The sequence below is a fragment of the Citrobacter sp. R-1.5.2 genome, from assembly GCF_035064245.1.
Classification (GTDB): Bacteria; Pseudomonadota; Gammaproteobacteria; order Enterobacterales; family Enterobacteriaceae; genus Citrobacter.
Genome location: NZ_JASEYC010000009.1, coordinates 30,623 through 51,977, shown reverse-complemented (window position 1 = coordinate 51,977; position 21,355 = coordinate 30,623). Strand labels below are relative to the sequence as shown.

Here is a 21,355-nt window from a genome sequence, read left to right as displayed (position 1 = left end):
ACCGACATCAATGTACATCTACCAACACATGTTGGTACAGATGATGGTATTTCCGGTTCGATAATGCTTGTACCATCAGGGAGGGGACAAGCATGGCTCTAACAGATATCAAAGTCAGAACAGCCAAGCCAACGGATAAGCAATATAAGCTGACCGATGGCAACGGTATGCACCTTCTTGTTCATCCAAATGGCTCTAAGTACTGGCGTCTGCAGTACCGATTTGGCGGAAAGCAAAAGATGCTGGCACTTGGGGTTTATCCTGAAATCACACTGGCGGATGCCAGAGCGCGTCGTGACGAAGCGCGTAAGCTGCTAGCGAATGTCGTCGATCCGGGAGACAAAAAGAAAAATGATAAGGTTGAACAGAGTAAAGCGCGGACCTTCAAAGAGGTGGCGATCGAGTGGCATGGCACCAATCAAAAGTGGTCTGAAGATCATGCCCATCGAGTGCTAAAAAGTCTGGAAGATAATCTCTTTGCAACGCTTGGTGAACGTAATATCGCTGAGTTAAAAACTCGGGATTTATTAGCGCCCATTAAAGCCGTGGAGATGTCTGGACGTCTTGAGGTGGCTGCCCGGCTTCAACAGCGCACTACAGCCATCATGCGTTATGCGGTGCAAAGCGGGTTAATTGATTATAACCCGGCTCAGGAGATGGCAGGAGCGGTTGCTTCTGGCAATCGACAGCACCGTCCTGCGCTGGCATTAAAGCGTATCCCAGACCTGCTTCAGAAAATAGATGGCTATACCGGAAGACCATTAACCCGTTGGGCAGCCGAACTTACCCTGCTTATCTTTATTCGATCCAGTGAACTACGTTTTGCTCGTTGGTCGGAGATTGATTTTGAAACGTCAATGTGGACAATCCCGCCGGAACGAGAGCCTATTCCTGGAGTGAAACATTCTCATCGCGGTTCAAAAATGCGCACACCGCATCTGGTTCCGCTTTCTAAGCAGGCATTGGCGATCCTGAAACAGATAAAACAGTTTTGTGGGGAGCACGAGCTGATTTTCATTGGCGATCACGACCCGCGTAAACCCATGAGTGAAAACACGGTTAACAGTGCCCTACGGGTTATGGGTTACGACACTAAAGCTGAGGTTTGCGGTCACGGCTTTCGTACAATGGCCTGTAGTTCGTTAATTGAGTCAGGGCTATGGTCGAAGGATGCGGTTGAAAGGCAGATGAGCCATATGGAACGCAATTCGGTGCGGGCGGCGTATATCCATAAAGCGGAACATCTGGATGAGAGCAAGTTGATGTTGCAGTGGTGGGCTGATTTTCTGGATGCGAACCGGGAGAAAGGGATTACGCCGTTTTACTATGCGAAGATCAACCGGGGTAATGGTGACCTACCCCCAGTATTAGATACAACCTTCAGTTAGTAATGTCGGTTGATTTTTCTTCATGCTTCCCGTTTCGCCAGCCTGCTGCAAATTCAGATGGCGTCTGGTAATTCAGCGATGAATGAGGTCGACACTCGTTATAATCCTGCCGCCAGTCATTAATGATTTTCCGGGCATGAAGAACATCGCTGAACCAGTGCTCATTCAGGCATTCATCCCGAAAGCGACCGTTGAAACTCTCAATAAATCCGTTCTGAGTTGGCTTGCCCGGCTGGATTAAGCGCAACTCAACACTATGTTCAAAGGCCCATTGATCCAGCGCGCGGCAGGTAAATTCCGGGCCCTGATCGGTTCTTATCGTCTCAGGATATCCACGAAACAGCGCAATGCTGTCCAGAATACGCGCGACCTGAATACCTGAAATCCCGAAAGCGGCGGTGATCGTCAGACACTCTTTCGTGAAATCATCCACACAGGTCAGGCACTTAATCCGGCGGCCGCTGGCAAGTGCATCCATGACAAAATCCATCGACCATGTCAGGTTCGGCGCATCCGGGCGAAGAAGCGGAAGCCGTTCAGTCGCCAGACCCTTACGGCGGCGCCTGCGTTTTACACCCAGACCGTTAAGGTGATAGATGCGGTAAACGCGCTTGTGGTTGACGTGAAGGCCCTCCCGGCGCAATAACTGCCAGATGCGCCGGTAACCAAACCGGCGGCGTTCAAGTGCCAGCTTTGTGATGCGTAGAGACAGTTGTGCGTCAGCAGCCGGACGCTGAGCCGAATAACGGCAGGTTGAAAGTGACAGACCAGCCAGCCTGCAGGCACGGCGTTGCGACAGACCCGTTGTCTCACACATGACTTCCACGGCTTCCCGCTTCTGGTCTGTCGTCAAAACTTTCGGCCCAGGGCCACCTGAAGCGCCTCCTTATCCAGCATGGCTTCAGCGAGTAGCTTCTTGAGACGAGCGTTCTCCTCTTCAAGTGACTTGAGCCGCTTCACTTCGGGGACTTCCATGCCACCGAACTTCTTACGCCAGGTGTAGAAGGTGGCGTCTGAAATGGCATGCTTGCGGCAGAGTTCCCGGGCCGAAACCCCGGCTTCTGCCTCGCGGAGAATACTGATGATCTGTTCGTCGGAAAATCGCTTCTTCATGGGGATGTCCTCATGTGGCTTATGAAGACATTACTAACATCGCGGTGTATTAATCAACGGGGAGCAGGTCACAGGAGGAACATATCAAAAACAGGCAGATACACAATTTAAATTACAGTCTCTTTCATCGATTTTTGTCCATTATGATGACACTCTATATTCGTATTGAAATCACAGTAATACAGTGCATTTTTTAGTAATATTTAACCTATTGATTATTTCAAGGAATAATGACCGTTGAAATTTGCACAAGCTCTCAGCATTCTCTCAAAGTCTTCACCGTATGCGGTCAGTACCGAGAGAGAGCACTATCAAGATCACCTCGTTGGATTCAAGAGATACATATACATCACGACAGATATAGAAGCGGATTTTAAAAAAGCACTCCTATCTGCTAAGTCCAATCAAGTCATCTTCCTATGCGGAAGTAGTGGTGATGGCAAGTCTGAGATCTTGACGCAGTACAGCCAAAAGCACAAAGTGACTCATGACTTCCATTTGGATGCGACTCACAGCTTCAATCCAAGCCAGACAGCCATTCAAGCTCTTGATCAAAGATTCACTCAGTTCAAGCAAAGTCATAAACCACTTGTTGTGGGTATTAACGTTGGTATGCTCGGCAATTATGCAGAAGAAGGTTCCAAAGAGCATAGCGACATCAAAAAGGTGCTCAGAGACTTTCTCTCTCGTAAGCGATCAGCAATTCCAAAGCAGTACGTATTCTTGGATTTTGAAGACTATCCAAAATTCACCTTCAATGCTGAGGGCTGTGCATCAGACTTTGCAGAAAAATTTCTAAAAAGATTGACAGCACAAACGCTTGAGAATCCTTTCTATGCGCTTTATGACAAAGAGCTCAAATCTCTAGGTCATACTCGCCTGACGGCAAACTATGCGCTGCTGAGTCGCCCTTCAGTTCAGGAATCTCTGATCGGCTTATTACTCAAAGCCCGTCTTATCAAAGATCAGTTCCTCACGGCCCGAGCGTTACTGGATTTCATTTTCCAGTTGCTCGCGGCGGATGGCTACTTGTTCGACAACTTGTTTGCAGGCAGTGATAACGAGCTGTTATCCCGTATACAGGGTTTTGACCCAAGTAATCTGCACACGCGCACCGTCGATGAGTTTGTGCTTCAGCATGAGCTGGGCATTGAAGATGAGCGTTTCAATGCGTTTAGATCTAAAATTAACGAGCTTGGTTTTTACGAGGTAACCAAAGCAACGTCTTTTCTTCGCCTTTTCTATTTGCTTCGGGGTGACAAAGAGCTCAGCAATGAGTTTGTAACGCCTATCCAAAACGAGTTCACAAACAATCTGGTAGAAACCTATGCATCTGTCTGGATGCGACATCGTGATTTCGATGGTTCAGGAAAGATGCGCAAACTGCTTGGCAGTTTCTACAAAGAAACGCTGATCGCAGCGCTTCACCGCTATTGTAATCGTCATGCCCCAACACTCGACAAAGACGAGTATTTAGTTTCTGAGCTTAATGGCTACAAAACGGCGGTGTCTCTTGAAGTTAAGGCCGATTTTTCAGCAATACAAAACAGTACACTCGAAAAAATAGGCACCTTCAATGTGTATCTGAAAGTCGATGAACAATCGCTTAAGCCAATGCCAATTAGCGTCAAACTACTTGAGCTTTTGGTCAAGATTGGGCAGGGGTATCGCCCTAACAAGCACGACAAAAATGCTGTTTTGTTACTTGATGAAGCATTGGAACAGATGCTGACAGTAGCTAAGCAAAAAGAGACCTTTTTTATTCTCAAGGGTGATAAGCGCTACAAAATCGTGAAAGAAGAAAGTGACTATTTTGAAGTGAGTGGTATGCACTAATGACGACCGATAATTTCACATTACCGATAAAGGCCGGTTTGCCACAAACGGTAGCTGATAAGTTCCAAAATAAGAATACGTTGAGCAGTTACATTCCCATTCGTACGCAAGGCAATGATTTTGACTGGTCATCAGTCGTGGGCTTAGTCCTGCGTGGATTACTTTGTAAAAAAATAGAAAAGTACAATTACCAAGATTTTACTGCGGATTGCAAAAACAACTTACAAAACAAATTGGGTGAAGAGGAATTTTGGAGTGTACTTGAAGATATGTATTTCACTAATGAAAATATATTCTCGGTAACCCCTGAGTTTCTGTTGTTTAAGAGCCAGAAGAGTCAAGATAACAAGTACACGCGCGACATGCGAATGGCATCCTTGTTTATTAACTTACTTCAAGGACAGCAAATTGAACGATTTGAATCTAACTTGAACTTCCTCGAAGAGGAGTTTCTTAAAACGCTTTTAGACAAAACAAAGTCAGATCGTGACAAGGACTTCCAAGTGACCGAGTCACCATATTTGCCCTATATAGCAGAGGCGTTTAAACGTGACCTCGAGTTTTTAACTGGTTATCCGAAATACCTGTTGGATGAGTTCGAGCGTTTCTTGGCATTCTATGGCTTTGCTTACACGGCTCAATTAAGCCTATCGTTGTCGGATTGGAAAACAGGTGAAGCCCCAACCGCGAAACCGCTGTATTTCATCATGGATCATGAGCGCGCCAGCAGTGAACGTATCCATATCAAAAAGCACGGTTACAAGCTTTTTAGCGAATCGTCTTTCAAGCTGTTTCCCTTCCTCTCTATGCTGGAAAATCTTCAACCAAACCCAGAAAAATTAAAAAAACCTTTGTGGCAATTGGCAAAGGATATTAAGAGTTCAGAGCGGAGTGATCTAGCTGGGTATATTGAAAATTACGCAAAAATGTTTCGCCACAACAGAAAACTTGAAACAGCAATACCTGAAAAAGCAGAAACCGCAATTGATTGGTTGGAATATGCTTTGAAGCTTGCTGAAGAACAGTTCAGAGACCCTAAAACCGACCGTCCGGGGACTATCAAAAAATATATTAAAGCGGTTGAAGAAAACATGGCTACTGGCTTCGTGCAAGCTCGTGGTCGCTCTGGTCGGGTGTTAGTACTCACTCAAGACCACATTATTTTGCTTACTAACCTGGTGGTGGGTAAGGAAGAAAAGCTTCGCTTCCATGAGCTGATAATTGGCTTACAGCAAAGGGGGATTTTTGTTGATAAGCAGACAGAACAAGAGCTTATTAAGTTCTATGAGCGAATTGGCAACGTTGAACGCATGAGTGATAGTGGAGATGCAGTGTATGTGCGCAAAACAATTTGAATCGTTTCTGGTTGAGCAGTTTTTACTGCACGCGAAAGGAAACATCCGCGCAGGCTATCGCTACCAGTTTAACTCTCCTGACCATGCTAATAGTCAGCGACTTTTCGATGCGCTCTTAGCGCGAAAAGGAGGAGAGAGCGAAGCTCGCAATGGTGTAGCGCTGAGCTATTTAGACCTAGAAGACTGCAAAGTGGTGCCAGTGCTTCATAGCGAAGATGCGTGTGAAACGGGCTTTACCGAAAACTACATCTCTAATTTGCGTGACGAAATAGCAAGCCAGGAAGGTCCGTTGAAGGGCTGTGCACTGGTGGTGATTCACAATAGTCGCCTAGATACTCTCATCAACTCGGCGGAAGATCTTGGCCAGTCTGGCCAGGTGTGGAGTCCAGGGAAAATCAAATTCGCTCTTAGTGGCTTTATTGAGCAATCTGACAAATCTCGAGACGTTTCGCTTTGCCTTTTGGACGACCAATTTGACGCGATTTTGGAAGATGGTGCGACCATGTTCGGTTTCGAGTCTTTATACAAGGCAGTTGAGGATGGCGAGCTGTGTTTCAGCGAGCTAGGCATGTTTGAGGATCCTTTTGTTGCTGAGTTATCGGGCAATAAAAAACAGATCAAACAGCGCCTAGAAGAAAACCGTACGCTTTACCAAGAGTTGTCGTTTGAAGTAGAGCATTTTGGTCAGCAACTCGAAGAAAGGCTTAAAGGCTTTAGTAGTAGGTTTATCAAAGAACATTTTTCTGACGATGGTTGGAAAGATGTGGAGTTTGAAACTTATCGAGAAGAGATCAAAAGGAATAAGATTCAGAACCTTAAGCATGAAGGTGAAGACGAGACCAATAATGCGCAAGTGATTGGTCGCTACCCAAAAGAAACTAAAGCAGGATTGCGTGACCGTCACTTGATTATTGCACTGGAAGAAGGGCAAAGTGAGTTTGAACTTAAACTGAGCTTTTCTGGCATCAGCGATTTAAGAAAAGAGCAGTTTAAAGTCTCGCCAGCGAATGCACTTGGCAAACAAGAAGTCATCAGCACGCGCCTAACTAGTAAAGGGGCAAACGCTACTCTAGCAGCTAGTTATGCCAATGAGCCTTTGTTTTTCACGCTAGCATTGAAGCGTGACAATACCTCTGAACACCATAACTTCCGTTGCTTGGTTGTCAGAAAAGGCGAGTTTCACCTCGAGGCATTCAAAAACATTTTCGCCGTTGAGCCTTCAAAAAAACGCCTTACCTTGAAAACGGTAGACAACAGCTTGGTTATTAACCCGGCGCTAACTGCAAACCGAAGCCTAGATGATGTCGGTGAAGTGGTTGACCGCGCAGAATTTGGTGTTGTCGATTTTGAATCTTTGGCCAACGAGTCAGAAGAAATCAGCTTTGTGGTGAAATCAGGTGATAATTCCCTGACATTTTATATTGAGGGTGAACAGGTAGAAAGCAGCCTGTCCTTCCCATTGCTGCTTAACCAATCTCGCTTCCACAAATTGTTTGACGATCACGTGTTTGGCGAGCTTTATCCGAGTAAAGACGTTGTCGCGATCGATCATAGTGAATTTCGCGTCATGGAGCCGCGCATTAGCCTACTTCGTTGGGAAGAGTGTTTCGTTCAGCAAAAGCAAGTCTACCTAGCGGAATCCAACAGCATGGCGTTGGAACAGTTAAGGTCTATTGATGACGGTCTTCACTCAGCATACCAAGCACTGTTTGACTATCTAGCGAGCCGACGAACAACTATTTCGTTGGTTTCGTGGGGGCCTATATTTACGGCACTCGTGAAAGCGACCGTGGATGCATTCCTTGATTATTTCAACGCGATCCCAACTGGTGGCATGCTTACCAAAGAGCAAAAGCTTGTGATGCAAATCGGTTTGGTTCGCGAGAATGGTGAAGAATATTACTCGCCATTCCACCCAATGGTGTTGGCTTACTACTTAAATCTTTGTAATGAAATGCAAAAAGATGACAGCTTTGCTGACTTGCCAACTGTCACGTTCAATCGCTTGGGGCCAAGTGGACTGCTTCCGTATGTCTATCATCCCAAGCATGGGTTTGCCTACAACCAGCAAGTAACAGAAAACGGGTTTTGGGTTAAAAGTGTCCCTCACCAGAAAAGTTGTCTGAAGTTCGTTCGCAAGCTGGTTAAAGAAAAGATCAACGAGTTCCAAAAAGCGTTTCGCCACTTGTTTACCGGCTCAGAGAAGAGTGTGTTGGTGAATGCCGTGAATCAAGATCGTGCAGAAGAGTTATTCCTCGGTTTGGTTGACTATGTAAAAGATAACCTCGATAAAGCGGCATCAATTCATGTCAACCTCTACGATGATGAGCTGGTTTTCAATGCATTTGACCAGTTTGCAGAAACGTTCAATTACGAAGAATTAAAGTCTTGGTTGGAATTGGACCGAGAGAAAGTGCGAGAAAATGCCGACACCATTATCGATATTCTGCGAACCCGGCTAACTTACAGCAAGTTTACCAATGCTCAAAGTGAACGCGAAGGGCAAGCCTACTCGCACCTGTCTTTTTTCAGAAACAACGACAACGTGAAGTTAACGACCTTGAGCATTGACGACATGCCTAGTGGTATTGCGTGTGATGGTCTGCTGACGGGCGACGCTTCTAAAAGTGATGAAGGCTCATACTTCACTGCATTTGGTTTGCAAAACGTTCAATATAGTAACCAACCACACTTGGAAATAGCGAAGTATGTTGGCTCGTTAATAGAACCAGCATTTAAGCCCAGCACACAATACACGGGGGCCAATGCTCCTGCTCTTGCGGTTAGTGAAGATTTTAAATCTCTGCTAGCGCGCTCTTATGACAGCTCGATTTGGACCACCATCATCGACCCGAAAGTGACGCTAGACTTCTTCCACGCCAATCAATGTATCGTGCTTATTCATTATTCTGATCAGTACACCAGCTCAGCCAGCTACGATGCGATAACCGTGACGGCACAGCGTGGTTTGTTCGAAAGGGTGGTTGCACAAAGTGGCGGCAAGCAGATTAACGAGTTCAATGCCTTCAATGGTGATTGGCTACTGAAGATGTTGACTTGCAACGACACCATTCGCAAAGAGCGAACTGGCATTATCGGCGCCTATAAATTTGCGACGTGTCTGGTGCACCAATCTGATATCACCTGGGTTCCGCTCTCAGTTGGTGAAATGATCCGCGTGTCGGGTAACATCGGCCTGAAAATGACCGACAGTGACTTCTCACGCAATGTGCAGAGATATAAAAAAGGCGCGATTTCAGATGATATACTGCTGGTGGGCTTTAAAGAGGGTAACCTTTATTTGCTTCCTGTCGAAGTGAAAGCAGGCTCCACGCCAGACTACAAAAAAGCAGTACAGCAAGCGAATGAGCTTCGCCGCTATCTAACAGAGCTTTTGAGCGACGAGACACTGGCGTCGAAGCTATACCGAGGCTTGTTTATCCGCCAAGTGTTGATGCAAATCGACAAATACCGTCTGTACAACGTATTCAGCAATGACTATTTCGAAGCCCTGCTGGCAGAGAAAGAAGAGTGGCTACGCGGTAACTACGCGATTGCGGAGCTTGAGAACTATCCAGCAGGTCTAGTGGTTAGCCACCTTGAAAGCGGAAGCTGTTTCGAACCTGGCTATAACATGCAGGATGGCGTGTTGAAGGTTGACCTTCCTATGTCTTTGCTGCCTTCACTGGTGCAACACCCGCTTCAAGTATTAATGAACGAAAAGGACATCGCACAGATCTGCCATGTGCCGGCGGAGTATATGTTGGTGGGGCAGACAGCTTTGAAAAAAAGAGAGTCGCTCGTTCCATTAGACGTTGTGGTCGATAAGCCAGAGGATTTAAAACCGAACCTCCAAACAGAGGAGCCGTCAAAGTTAGCTGCAGAGCCAACCCCAGATTATGCGAGTGAATGCCGAGTTGAAATTGGTCAGAATACGCTTACCGGCGAAAAAGTTTTCTGGGAGTACGGGCACAAGGATTTAGCAAACCGTCACCTGATCATTTTTGGTAGCTCAGGGCAGGGTAAGACCTACTGTATACAAGGTTTGTTGATGAGCTTGGCCGATGCTCAAATTCGGTCGCTGGTGATTGATTATACAAACGGATTCTTGCCGAATCACCTTGAGCCGGAGTTTATTGAACGAACAAATCCTAAATCCAATATTCTTTGTAATGAGCCATTTGGTATGTCGCCATTTAGAGCTCAAAAGCAAGATTTTGGCGGGATTTTTCTCGAAGAGAAGCCTCATATGGTGGCTGGAAGGGTAGCCTCTGTTTTTAACAAGGTATATTCGACAATTGGCGAGCGCCAGATCGCAGTGCTCAATGAAGTGATTGAATCTGGTGTCCAACGATATGGTAGTGCTTATAGCTTACAGAATATGTTGGATGACCTAAACGAGGAAGAAACTGCAGGACCAGCACTTGCAAGCAAGCTGGCTCCTCTTGTTAAGTCTAACTTGTTTTCATCTGACAGTGATAAAAGTTGGAATGATGTGTTTGAGAGTGAACATCACCGCTCAACAATTATGCAACTTGCGTCGCTTAACCACGATATTTCAATGCTTTGTACTGAGTTTTTACTTTGGGATCTATACTCCTACGCATGTAGTTACGGTAGTAAGGAAAAACCGATTCCTATTGTATTGGATGAAGTGCAGAACCTCGATCATCGCCTGGAGAGCCCATTGGGCAAAATGTTAACGGAAGGACGCAAGTTTGGGGTATCCCTAATTCTGGCGACTCAAACGCTAAGTATGCTGCGTAAAGATGAGCAAGATCGTTTATTCCAGGCGTGTCACAAGCTGATTTTTGCACCAGCAAAAACAGAGACAAAGACGTACGCGAAAATTCTTGAACTGAGCATGCCAGGTACAAAGCAGGCTGAGTGGGAAAAGCAACTAGGAGACCTATCCAAAGGACAGTGTTTATCAGTTGGCTACCATTTGGATAACGGTCAGTTGAAGATGAGTGTTAAGAAAGTGAAGGTTTCCTCCATGTTATCCCGCCTGAACAATTCTAAGGGTTGAGCCTGGTAGGTCTATGGATCTTAGCTTTCTGAAAAATTTAGTTAATTTCGTGCTGGCGGCGAGGGGACTAAAGGGCCCCTCATAATCCTTTGATGTTGTTATATGCACTGGTAATCCCCCCTGCATTCAGGTTAGGAGAAAATTCTACTTATGCCTGCATCGATTTTTCGGGGGGATTACCATATGTCAGATCAAGTCGCGACTAATACAGATTACCGTTGTTAGTGTGCCATTTTCATGCTTTGTTAGCAAAGATGGGGTGAATATCGACTTATTATTTTCCATTATTTGTATACTCCATATACAAAATCTTTTACCGAGCGATAGTTTCTTAACCCCGCAATCCCATCCTCAACATGTGCTGCCCAGGCTTTAATCATATCCTTCTGCGTCATCTGTGGATAAAGCATCTTCAACACCAATTCTGTAGTCTGTAATGTCTCCCCCAGCCACGTAATTTTATCCAGTACCAGCGAGCCATCCAGCTTCTTGGTATCCCGCTCAGGCGAATAACGGAACTCGCTCTCTACCGAACGGAAAAATGCCAGTCGAGCAGCGACATTGGGCGTAATCCCTGTATATCCTTTCAATTTTTTAAGCTGCTCTTCAGTCTGACGACTAAGCACCATTCGATTCGGGAGCATCAGATCGCCTCCTTAGTTAATTCCCAGAAATAGCCAGGTTTCAGTGCAGACGATTTGGTATGTGCATTAAACACAATCTCATAAGCATGAGAGATATCATCACGCAATTGATCAACAAAATAACGCTCATCCACTTCCGTATCAGTAGATAGCAGCACTACCTGATGGCTGGCAAACGGGAAATAGTGGTTAATCAGTTTATCCCGATGCTGAGAATCCAGACGTCCTAATGGCGTATCGATAATCACCGGTAAATCACGTCCTGAGGTTTTTGCTAAAGCCTCAAGAATAGCAATTGCATAAATTTGCTTTTCACCGGCAGAAAGCAGCTTACGTTTTATGACGGATCCTTGTTCATCAATCAGCTCTACGTCAAACGTCTCTGGGTTAATGTGCGCACTAAGTTGTAAATCTTCTTTACGGGCCAGTTTGCGATAGGCTATTTCGAAATTCGCTGACAGTGTTTTCACTCTTGCCTGCGTTAATACATCACTGTATCGATCGAGTAAATTAATCGTTTCTTGAGCGTTTTTAAAGGCGCTACTCAAGCCATGCTGACTTCGGGCAACATCATGCATTTTTTGTACCTGACGAACGCAATCCAGTTGCTGTTGCTTAATTCGTTTAGCATCTTCCAGCAATGAAAGATATTTTTGCCGCTGTTTTTCACGTTGCTTATCCAGTTCGCGTAGCTTCTCAAAGAGCTCCATTAACTGGTCGTCTTCCGGGGCGCGGGCAATATTTGCAGCAGCCTGCTCTAACTGCTGTTCAGTCTCTGATAACTGGGTACGGTAAAGATCGAAGCGTTGCCATGCCTTTTTGCTGTCTTGTTCAATCGACTGTTGGAGCATACCGGCTTCACGTTCAGAGATATCAAACAGCAAATCGCCTTTAGGCTTAGTTGCCATATACTCTTTTAGATTATCGGTAATCGCTTCAGCTGCTATTTTGCCAGTTCCCTCAGAACGAAATGCAATATCATTTCTGAGTTGCGTTAAAAACTGGCTCAGCTCTTTTTCAAAGCTTTTTGCCTGTTTAATCTGCGTTTCATCAGTAATTTGTTGCAGTAAACGAGACAAAATAGTGGGCGCAAGCGCATAAGGTAGCGGCCCATCACATTCCTGACGCAGTGCTTTTTCCAGACGTTCCTTATCTTTCAATAACGCATCAACTTTCTGCTTTTCCTGCGCTTTTGTCTGGGCAAAAGCCCCCCCCTGAGCATTTAGCAAACCTTCATAACGGATGATATCTTTAGAAATAAACTCAATCCGCGATTTGGCAAAATCGGCTCTTTCCAGTATCTCTTCAGTCTGGCAGGCCAATTCTTTACTTTGTTTTTCAAGCTCTGCAATCTGCTGTTGTTGAGAACCCACCAACTGGCTGGATTGCTGGCGCTTAACAAAAATCATTAAGTCATTACGCAGTTTGGATATCAGATCCAGACCTAATAAACGGCGCACTGCGGTACGCAAAATATTGCCGGATTCATCTTCCGCCAGCTCCGCAATTTTCTCGCCATCAAAAAAGAACAGATCGGCAATGCCATGCGGGATTAATTCATTAAGAAACCCCTGGCACTGATCGTAATCCAGCTCACTGAGTGGCTGTCCATCCTGTTGCAGAGATAGGCGATCTTTCTTACCTTTTTTCCAGGTTCGCGTAACGGTAAATTCCGCTTCATGGCCGCCCTTATTATAGGTAAAGGTCAATTCGACAGCGGCTTCCTCAGGTTGTTCAATATCGTACGCACCGTTGTGAATTAACGAACTAAGTTGCTCGACATATTCCTGTTGTTGAGTGGCAAGGCCAAACGCCAGCCGACCATATAGTGCTAGACGGATCGCTGATAGGATCGACGTTTTCCCTGCACCGTTTAAACCACCAAACAGTACAATAGGTCGTGGATTCAAATCGTGTGGGCGCTTTCTGGGGGCCAGATCAATGGCATGAGTACCGTTAAATACCCGAAAATTATGTAACACTAGTTGTTTAATGAGCACGTTCGTTTTCCTCCTCGACTAAAACAGAGGATTCACTGGCATCGACAATTCTTCGCTGTAGAACCTGAAGTTCAGCTTCCAGCCTGGTGACTTCTTCCTGGTGAATATCCCGGTCGTTACGTTTTTGTAGTGCTGCTTGTTGCTGCTGGATCTCTTCGAGACTACCCCAGTCCTGTTTTAGAATGGTACCGAGTTTGTCAAAAATCCCCTGACGACGGCTTAGCCCTTCCATTGACACTTCCAGTTCAATCAGCTTCATGACCATCTCGGGTGCAACGTCAAATCCCTGAGCTATCTGTATCAACAAATCTGCATCGCTGGCGTCGAAACGTGATTGATCGTCTATAACCCAGTCCAGATCCTTGCCATAAACCTCGCGATAAATGCCCGGTAATGTGTCGTACCAGTCAGGCTCGTTGGGATCTTTTAGCCATTGCTGGCGTATGGCATGAAGCTCAGGTTCTGTGATTAATGTAATGGTATGGCCCTGAGCGTTCATATCACGCTCAATCGTCAGCAATTCCTTCAACCATTCCTGGCGATACTTAAGCCAGTAAGGACCTGGTACATGTTTACGCTCAGCTGTAAGTTCCTCGCCATCTTTTGCATACTGGTAGCTCACTTTACCTGTGCGCCGTTTATAGTTGCGGTAGGTATCTTTGTTTACTGGATCGGTTGTGAAAGCCAGCAGGTCGCGGTATTTCAAAAGTGGCGACATCCACTCTTCACCGTTCTGGATTAAGCTTTCCATCGCTTTATCTTTTGTGACGACAGTACATGTCCAGCAACCAAAGCGTGAGTTACCGCAGGAAGGCGTGCTGTCATCAATAACTAGCGGACATTCACCCTGAGCTGAGGAATCCATATAAAGAGTCCAAAGCGGGCGGTTATTGCCACCCCAAGGGCTTTCCCATTCGTCGATATCTTCAGGAGCATAGCGGAACGCGCCGCGCAGCAGCTTCCAGACGTCTTCTACATCCCAGGTATCAATAGGCGTATAGATAAACGCATTTGCCAGCGTGGTATGTCGGGCCAGGCGTGAGCCATCAATTTTGTGTTTTGCGATGACCTGCGCACGGGAAGCACTCTCGCTACTACGTGAGCCGAGGACAACAATCACTTCATCAAACTGGCTAACCTTATCTTTAATAAAGTCGCTCACCGGATTGATTTTCATACGCTCGGTACACCAGCGGAAACTGCGGGTTGGGGCCGGATAGCCTTTCCCCAGCAAATTCACCCAGAACGTTTCGTTGGTTTTAGGCGTCACAGCGTGCTGAGTGATCGGCAGGCCATTACGCTTTGCACCTGCCTCAATCTGCAGCATCGTTTTCTTAATTAAATCTACTACCACTGGTGTTTCCACCAGCGTATCGGATGACACTACAAAAACATCTTTGCTGCGCATTTCTGGGGGCAGGCCAAGCAGGGCCAGATACACCAGCGTGATCACGGCGGAAGAATCTTTCCCGCCGCTATAGCCAATTACCCACGGACGCCTATCCGCACAATAAATTCTTTGAACCTCAGCAACATATTCGGCCAGAGGGCGTCCAGCGAACTGCTCCTGATTAATAAAATCTTCGTATTCGGCCAAATCGTAGGCCTGAACTAATTTACTCATGAGACAACCATTTGAGCTTCAAGCTCCTGTTCTTCAGGAGTGAGGGGAATAGATAGCGCGAGTTTAAGTGCATTGCATGTGAGCTGAATAGCAGTTCCCGTCTTACTCAGCTTGCCATGCTGCATTGCGCGTTTAACCATTTCGGGATTGCTTTTACGCCAGTCGAAGGATTTGAGTTTCAGTATCTTCTGTTGCCACTGTTCTGGCTCTTCAGCGAGAAGTGAACGTCCCAACAACCCCAGTGCTTGCAGGCCGATACCGTGCGCATGCACATAGTCCTGACGCAGCTGAGCAGGGGAAACTTCTTTCCGTGCAGCAAGCTGCCAATCAGGCATTACTTTGTAAATAGCTTGCCAATATTGTGTGGCAATAGCCGTGTTGTCTTCAATACTGCCAACTTTCGGATCTTTACCCAAAAGCGCTCGAGTTGCCTGTTTAATGCTACTCAGCGTAAATAACTTATTGGAAAGCATACTGATGCTGGACTTTTCAAGTTCGGTAAGGCCGATAAATGGCTCTATTGTCATTGCCAGATAACGTGCCAGATTTGAACTTACATCACGGTGATCGTAAAGCGCTGAAAGCGATGGACTAGGGCGAATCGCGTATTTGTTCAAATCAGCAAACATCTGCTGGCTACGTTTTAACCCTTCGTCAACGAAAAACAGCACTGGAATGTTGTCCTGGCCGAGTTCCGGACGCTCGGCTAAAGCGTCCTCAATCGCTTTACGACGATGTTGACCATCATTAATGAGGATCTGGGCATCCATCGGAACTTTAAGTGTTCCTAGATTGTTTGAGTTTTCGTACTCATTAAACTGAACATCAACGGCAATAGAGGCTGTCAATGCAGAGAATACATAATCTTTCGGATTCTCAAGCAGATACCTGACCATCTCAGGTATTCTGGATTTGTTCAGAATGCGTTGAGCACGCAGCTCTGGTGGAACATCGGTTTCATCAAAGCTAAAAATTTTGGGTATGATGCGCATAGGGCAGGTTGCAATATAAAATGGCCTGCCTGCTTGTACTCCGCGTACAGCGGGGAAAGAATAGCAGTAATCAGCGTCGAAGTTCGCCATGGCGGATTCCCTGTTGTTCGGTTAGCGCTCTTACGTGTTATTTTACGTAAAAGCATTCTATTTATAAATGCTTTCTCTTCTTAAAGCATAATCTGACAAAGTGTCTGAACATTTCTTTGAGTTGTATTACGTCTTTTTTTACGTAACTACATCTGTGTACGGAACTTACGTATCAACTCACCGCGATTTATAAACTCTCCTCCCTTGTAGTATCTTTCTGGCCAGATAACCTCTGGTGGGATGCCAATTGCCTTAGCAATGATGATTTCACCTTTAGGCCATGGTCTCTCCAGAGCATTGCCCAGTGTGGACGAACTCAATCCTGCCTCTCTGGACAGTGCTGCCAGTGACATTCCTTTTTTATGCAATGTCGCAATGATGTCGGCCTTGTGCCAATTTGTGTTCATTTCACTTTCATCTCTGTTTAAGTAACATTACGTATGCTACGTAATTCGTAGTATTTTTCGAGTGATAAAATTACGTTTTTCGTAGTTTTGGAAAGAGGATCTAACTTTGATGAAATTGGTATGTAAAATATAACGTAATTTTATGCTACGTATTTCGTAGTATCTGAAAAGCTCAATAGCTACGATTATCGTAGTTATGAATGATTCTACAATGTACAATCGAACCTTCAGTAAGCGTCTTAAAGAAGCACGGCTTGCTAAGGGTTTGTCACAAAAACAGCTTGGTATTCTTGCCGGGATCGATGAATTTGTCGCAAGTCCACGTATCAATAGGTATGAGAAAGGGGTTCATCAGGCAAATATTGAAATAGTTCAACAGCTTGCTGATGTGTTGGAGTTACCTTTAGCCTATTTTTATGCCGATGATGATGATTTGGCCTCAATGATAAGAAATTGGTATAGCGCTGATGCTGTGAGGAGGAAAGGCGCACTTAATCTTCTTCTTTCCACTTCTATTGAATGATTGTGGAAGCATTGTTGCGACAGTGCTGTAGTTTTTTTGGGGTGATTTATTTAAATGGCAACGTATAAAGAGATTACTGCTGATATTCGAGAAAGAACTGGAAAAACAATACATCATCCTTGTTGGATTGCCCATGTAAAGGATATGCATGGACTTACTAAACGACAGCCCCATAATCGTAAAGATCCTAATCAGCGTGTTAAGCCGTGCCCTGAACACTGGATTACAGAGATTGAAATATCATTGATAAAGTTTGGTATGATTCAATCAATTGATAAGAAAAACTAAATACAGAGTAGATACCCATTTGGATAATACTGTGCTTTCTCGGGATTAATCGTCACTCCCAATAAAGGCGCCCGCAGGCGCCTCAATGACAATCACACGCTCACCCCTTCGACCCTTTCCCCGCAATCACCGCGATAAACTCCAGCACCTGCTTTTGTTTGCGTGCGGAGAGCTTTTCTACTTTGCGCAGGGATTTCATCAGTTCTGACTCTTCGGGTTCAGGTGCGCGAGCGGTTAACACGATGCAGCCTTGCATTACGCGTACATCGACGCGGGTGCCGGTGTCGAATCCGGCAGCTTTCAGCCACATCCCCTTCATCACAATGGACGGAAACTGGACGTATTTCACCGGAATACGGCTGTAATCAGGATAACGGCTCGCATAACCCACTTTTAGGCGGCGGTTATCTGCGGCGTGCACTTCTGGAGCAAACGAAACTGCAATACAATGCGTATCAGTCATGGTGACTATTCTCCGATAATAGTTACTGCGATTAGCGATGCGCAGGTGTTGGTGCACCTTCGCATCGCACTAATAAAACTCCTGTAAATAACCCCAGTGAACTGGGGGAAGTCCAGATGTAAATACAATGAAATAAGCGCGAATAGCACGCTTTCGGAATAAATAGAAAACGCCCTCATCCCAATAAATCCGGTATTATTCACCGTATAAATTCATTCCCTTTTGCACGCCTCAATATCGCTACGCTCCAGAAAACAACACCGGTTGGCATCAGACCAAAAATGCGATCTAACTCACTGAAGCAAATAGCAAATTCTGAAACAACACCGTTTTGTACACTTTGCTTTACACTTTTAGTGATGTAAATCACAAATATAACCTCATGAAGTGATCCGACTCTCACAAAATGGGGTGTACTCATTCACCAATACATAATAAGAACAGCCTGGAAAGTTAAGTTTTCAGTATTTCCCCTCTCCAGTGACATGCAACGGTGAAGGGCAAATCAAAACGCAAAAAAAAACTTGTTGAATATGAACGGGTAAAAAAATGACGTGTGATTTGCATCACTCACATTTACAGCTTTTTAAATTATCGCCAATGATTAATGTTGACCGTGCTATTTCCATAATCAATCAAATCTTGCATAGTGCCTGCACATTATTTCTCCCCCTGGTTCAGGAGGTGAATAGTTATATTTCATCAAGGCTTACTGATGAACCCGATATGCTTTACTTCACATTAATACGTACATGACCACTGTTACTGGAGAAACAAAATGAATTATCCGGCAGAACCCTTCCGTATTAAAAGCGTTGAAACTGTATCTATGATCCCGCGTGATGAGCGCCTTAAGAAAATGCAGGAAGCGGGTTACAATACTTTCCTGTTAAACTCGAAAGATATTTATATTGACCTGCTGACCGACAGTGGCACCAACGCGATGAGCGATAAGCAGTGGGCCGGAATGATGATGGGTGATGAAGCCTACGCGGGCAGCGAAAACTTCTATCATCTGGAAAGAACCGTACAGGAACTGTTTGGCTTTAAACATATTGTTCCGACTCACCAGGGCCGCGGTGCAGAAAACCTGTTATCGCAGCTGGCAATTAAACCAGGGCAATATGTTGCCGGGAATATGTATTTCACCACCACCCGTTATCATCAGGAAAAAAATGGTGCGGTATTTGTCGATATCGTTCGTGACGAAGCGCACGATGCCGGTCTGAATATTGCGTTTAAAGGTGATATCGATCTTAAAAAATTACAAAAGCTGATTGATGAAAAAGGCGCTGAGAATATTGCCTATATCTGCCTGGCGGTGACGGTGAACCTCGCGGGCGGACAGCCGGTCTCGATGGCGAACATGCGCGCGGTGCGTGAACTGACGGCAGCACACGGCATTAAAGTGTTCTACGATGCTACCCGCTGCGTGGAAAACGCCTACTTCATCAAAGAGCAAGAGCAGGGCTTTGAGAACAAGAGCATCGCAGAGATCGTCCATGAGATGTTCAGCTATGCCGACGGTTGTACCATGAGTGGTAAAAAAGACTGTCTGGTGAACATCGGCGGTTTCCTGTGCATGAACGATGACGAAATGTTCTCTTCTGCCAAAGAGTTAGTCGTGGTCTACGAAGGGATGCCATCTTACGGCGGCCTGGCTGGACGTGACATGGAAGCCATGGCGATTGGCCTACGCGAAGCTATGCAGTACGAATATATTGAGCATCGTGTGAAGCAGGTTCGCTACCTGGGCGACAAGCTGAAAGCCGCAGGCGTACCGATTGTTGAACCGGTTGGCGGTCACGCGGTATTCCTCGATGCGCGTCGCTTCTGTGAGCATCTGACGCAGGACGAGTTCCCTGCGCAAAGCCTGGCTGCCAGCATCTATGTGGAAACTGGCGTACGCAGTATGGAGCGCGGAATTATCTCTGCGGGTCGTAATAATGTGACCGGCGAACATCACAGACCGAAACTGGAAACCGTGCGTCTGACTATTCCACGCCGCGTTTATACCTACGCGCATATGGATGTGGTGGCTGACGGCATCATTAAACTTTACCAGCATAAAGAAGATATTCGCGGGCTGAAGTTTATTTACGAGCCGAAGCAGCTACGCTTCTTTACTGCACGCTTTGATTATATCTAAATTATTTTTATGGCCCCATCACTGATGGGGCTTTTTTGTTTTCTTTTTCCATGAACAGGAAGCCTTTGCGGTGCCCGTTACCGTGACATAACTAAAAGAAGCAAACCCTGACTCCGACATTTTTATTATCCGCATGATGTACAAATGACAGCTGTAATTATAACGAATAGTCTACAGGAACATTTATCATGGATATTAATGCCATTGAGCGACAGAGTAGTACCCCCGGACTGATTAGCGGAACCATGTTGGTTATTGCAACCGTTGTGGGTGGCGGGATGTTTTCCCTGCCGATTGCGATGGCCGGCGTATGGTTCCCCGGTGCGTCTGTTATTCTTCTGTTTATCGCCATCATGATGTTATTAACCGGTCTGATGCTGGTTGAAGTCAACCTGCATTATGGCGCCGGTGCCAGTTTTAATACCTTTACTCAGGATTTATTAGGCCGTAAATGGAATATCGTTGTCGGTATCGCTTTCGGCTTTGTGCTGTATATTCTGACCTATGCTTATATTTCTGGTTCGTCAGCGGTGATGGCGCAAACCGTGTTCAAATACAGCGGTGTGCGCTTTCCGGCGAATATCTCGGTGGTGATCGTCAGTATGCTGGTCGGGGCAATTGCCTGGTACAGCTCACTGCTGGTTGGGCGCATCACTACCGTGTTGATTATCGGTAAATTTATCGCGTTCTTTGCCACCTTCTCCGGGCTGGTGGGTCATATTGAGGTGGCGAAACTTGTCGACAGCGTGGCGGTAGCGCTGCCGAATTCGCAGTACCTGCCGTATATTCTGATGACGCTGCCGTTCTGCATTATCTCGTTTGGTTTCCATGGTAACGTGCCGAGCCTGGTCAAACTGTATGGCAAGGGGGGTGTCTCACATATTACGCGTTCGATTATCATCGGTACGCTGTTTGCCCTGCTGCTGTATATCTTCTGGCTGGGCGTCACGATGGGCAACATCAGCCGTTCCTCATTCCCGCCGATTATCGCTAAAGGCGGCAATATTGACGTGTTTGTCGAGGCGATCAGTGAACTGTTCACCAGCCGCTATATGGACCTGATCCTGACCTTCTTCGGCAACTTTGCGGTAGCCAGTTCCCTGCTGGCGGCGACACTTGGCCTGTTCGATTACATAGCCGACCTGTTTCATTTCCCGGATAACGGCGTGGGCCGCCTGAAAACCGCGCTGGTGACCTACTTCCCGCCAGCCGCCGTGTGCTTCTTCTTCCCGAATGGTTTTGTGCACGCGATTGGTTACGCCGGTCTGGCCTTTACTATCTGGAGCGTGATCCTGCCGCCGTTCCTGGTGAAAGCCGCGCGAAAGCGTTTTCCGACCGCCAGCTATACCGCGCCGTGTAATAACACCGTGCTCAATCTGGTGATTGTCTGTGGGGCGGTTGTTTATCTGACGGTTGTTCTGGACGTATTTGGTCTGCTGCCAACGTTTCGTTAG

At 46.1% G+C, this 21,355-nt stretch carries 15 protein-coding genes; 8 read left to right on the top strand and 7 right to left on the bottom strand.

Annotated features, from left to right (window positions below; genetic code table 11):
• Positions 1-92: 92 nt before the first annotated feature.
• A complete protein-coding gene (locus QMN38_RS16395) occupies positions 93-1,388 on the top strand; it encodes a tyrosine-type recombinase/integrase (protein WP_323605384.1) in 1,296 nt (431 codons plus the stop codon).
• On the opposite strand, the gene QMN38_RS16390 is transcribed toward QMN38_RS16395, so the two are convergent.
• Positions 1,381-2,501 (bottom strand): IS3 family transposase gene (locus tag QMN38_RS16390; RefSeq protein WP_323605383.1). Its coding sequence is split into 2 segments (ribosomal slippage): positions 1,381-2,243 and positions 2,243-2,501, totalling 1,122 coding nucleotides; the frame shifts between segments, so codons are not numbered across the junction. The two genes, QMN38_RS16395 and QMN38_RS16390, sit on opposite strands and share 8 nt — an antisense overlap.
• 237 nt (positions 2,502-2,738) lie before the next feature.
• On the opposite strand from QMN38_RS16390, the gene dptF reads away from it, so the two are divergent.
• The 3 genes from dptF to dptH are packed head-to-tail and all read left to right on the top strand — an operon-like array spanning position 2,739 to position 10,721.
• A complete protein-coding gene (gene dptF, locus QMN38_RS16385) occupies positions 2,739-4,337 on the top strand; it encodes a DNA phosphorothioation-dependent restriction protein DptF (RefSeq protein WP_058675763.1) in 1,599 nt (532 codons plus the stop codon).
• The gene (gene dptG / locus QMN38_RS16380; RefSeq protein ID WP_160832649.1) at positions 4,337-5,692 is read left to right on the top strand and encodes a DNA phosphorothioation-dependent restriction protein DptG; all 1,356 of its coding nucleotides are present in this window, start codon (positions 4,337-4,339) and stop codon (positions 5,690-5,692) included. The genes dptF and dptG overlap by 1 nt, the downstream gene beginning before the upstream one ends.
• On the top strand, positions 5,673-10,721 hold the full coding sequence (gene dptH, locus QMN38_RS16375) for a DNA phosphorothioation-dependent restriction protein DptH (protein WP_323605382.1): 5,049 nt from the start codon (positions 5,673-5,675) through the stop codon (positions 10,719-10,721). Before dptG ends, dptH begins: the two co-directional genes overlap by 20 nt.
• Before the next feature lie 284 nt (positions 10,722-11,005).
• On the opposite strand, the gene dndE is transcribed toward dptH, so the two are convergent.
• From dndE to QMN38_RS16350, 5 genes are all read right to left on the bottom strand, one after another.
• A complete protein-coding gene (gene dndE / locus QMN38_RS16370; protein WP_058675766.1) occupies positions 11,006-11,365 on the bottom strand; it encodes a DNA sulfur modification protein DndE in 360 nt (119 codons plus the stop codon).
• Positions 11,365-13,365: a DNA sulfur modification protein DndD gene (gene dndD / locus QMN38_RS16365; RefSeq protein ID WP_323605381.1), complete on the bottom strand. Its 2,001-nt coding sequence runs from the start codon at positions 13,363-13,365 to the stop codon at positions 11,365-11,367. Before dndD ends, dndE begins: the two co-directional genes overlap by 1 nt.
• A complete protein-coding gene (gene dndC, locus QMN38_RS16360) occupies positions 13,355-14,989 on the bottom strand; it encodes a DNA phosphorothioation system sulfurtransferase DndC (RefSeq protein WP_323605380.1) in 1,635 nt (544 codons plus the stop codon). The genes dndD and dndC overlap by 11 nt, the downstream gene beginning before the upstream one ends.
• On the bottom strand, positions 14,986-16,071 hold the full coding sequence (dndB, locus tag QMN38_RS16355) for a DNA sulfur modification protein DndB (protein WP_323605379.1): 1,086 nt from the start codon (positions 16,069-16,071) through the stop codon (positions 14,986-14,988). Before dndB ends, dndC begins: the two co-directional genes overlap by 4 nt.
• A 146-nt stretch (positions 16,072-16,217) precedes the next feature.
• Entirely contained in the window at positions 16,218-16,478 is a 261-nt protein-coding gene (locus QMN38_RS16350) for a helix-turn-helix domain-containing protein (protein WP_323605378.1), read from the bottom strand.
• Positions 16,479-16,674: 196 nt separating this feature from the next.
• On the opposite strand from QMN38_RS16350, the gene QMN38_RS16345 reads away from it, so the two are divergent.
• Both QMN38_RS16345 and QMN38_RS16340 read left to right on the top strand, forming a co-directional pair.
• Entirely contained in the window at positions 16,675-17,001 is a 327-nt protein-coding gene (locus QMN38_RS16345; protein ID WP_271457520.1) for a helix-turn-helix domain-containing protein, read from the top strand.
• 54 nt (positions 17,002-17,055) lie between these two features.
• Positions 17,056-17,289 (top strand): hypothetical protein, encoded by a 234-nt coding sequence (locus tag QMN38_RS16340; RefSeq protein ID WP_323605377.1) that lies wholly within the window; start codon positions 17,056-17,058, stop codon positions 17,287-17,289.
• A gap of 100 nt (positions 17,290-17,389) precedes the next feature.
• On the opposite strand, the gene symE is transcribed toward QMN38_RS16340, so the two are convergent.
• Positions 17,390-17,752, bottom strand: a complete 363-nt coding sequence (gene symE, locus QMN38_RS16335) for an endoribonuclease SymE (protein WP_323605376.1) — start codon at positions 17,750-17,752, stop codon at positions 17,390-17,392.
• A 778-nt stretch (positions 17,753-18,530) separates the two neighbouring features.
• Between symE and QMN38_RS16330 the strand changes: the two genes are divergently transcribed.
• Both QMN38_RS16330 and QMN38_RS16325 read left to right on the top strand, forming a co-directional pair.
• On the top strand, positions 18,531-19,901 hold the full coding sequence (locus tag QMN38_RS16330) for a tyrosine phenol-lyase (RefSeq protein WP_016155590.1): 1,371 nt from the start codon (positions 18,531-18,533) through the stop codon (positions 19,899-19,901).
• A gap of 188 nt (positions 19,902-20,089) precedes the next feature.
• On the top strand, positions 20,090-21,355 hold the full coding sequence (locus QMN38_RS16325; RefSeq protein ID WP_323605375.1) for an aromatic amino acid transporter: 1,266 nt from the start codon (positions 20,090-20,092) through the stop codon (positions 21,353-21,355).

Coding starts and splice junctions, on each gene's coding strand:
- QMN38_RS16395 (WP_323605384.1), top strand. CDS start 93: ATGGCTCTAACAGATATCAAAGTCAGAACAGCCAAGCCAACGGATAAG.
- dptG (WP_160832649.1), top strand. CDS start 4,337: ATGACGACCGATAATTTCACATTACCGATAAAGGCCGGTTTGCCACAA.
- dptH (WP_323605382.1), top strand. CDS start 5,673: ATGTGCGCAAAACAATTTGAATCGTTTCTGGTTGAGCAGTTTTTACTG.
- dndE (WP_058675766.1), bottom strand. CDS start 11,365: ATGCTCCCGAATCGAATGGTGCTTAGTCGTCAGACTGAAGAGCAGCTT.
- dndC (WP_323605380.1), bottom strand. CDS start 14,989: ATGAGTAAATTAGTTCAGGCCTACGATTTGGCCGAATACGAAGATTTT.
- dndB (WP_323605379.1), bottom strand. CDS start 16,071: ATGGCGAACTTCGACGCTGATTACTGCTATTCTTTCCCCGCTGTACGC.
- QMN38_RS16350 (WP_323605378.1), bottom strand. CDS start 16,478: ATGAACACAAATTGGCACAAGGCCGACATCATTGCGACATTGCATAAA.
- QMN38_RS16345 (WP_271457520.1), top strand. CDS start 16,675: ATGAATGATTCTACAATGTACAATCGAACCTTCAGTAAGCGTCTTAAA.
- QMN38_RS16340 (WP_323605377.1), top strand. CDS start 17,056: ATGGCAACGTATAAAGAGATTACTGCTGATATTCGAGAAAGAACTGGA.
- symE (WP_323605376.1), bottom strand. CDS start 17,752: ATGACTGATACGCATTGTATTGCAGTTTCGTTTGCTCCAGAAGTGCAC.
- QMN38_RS16330 (WP_016155590.1), top strand. CDS start 18,531: ATGAATTATCCGGCAGAACCCTTCCGTATTAAAAGCGTTGAAACTGTA.
- QMN38_RS16325 (WP_323605375.1), top strand. CDS start 20,090: ATGGATATTAATGCCATTGAGCGACAGAGTAGTACCCCCGGACTGATT.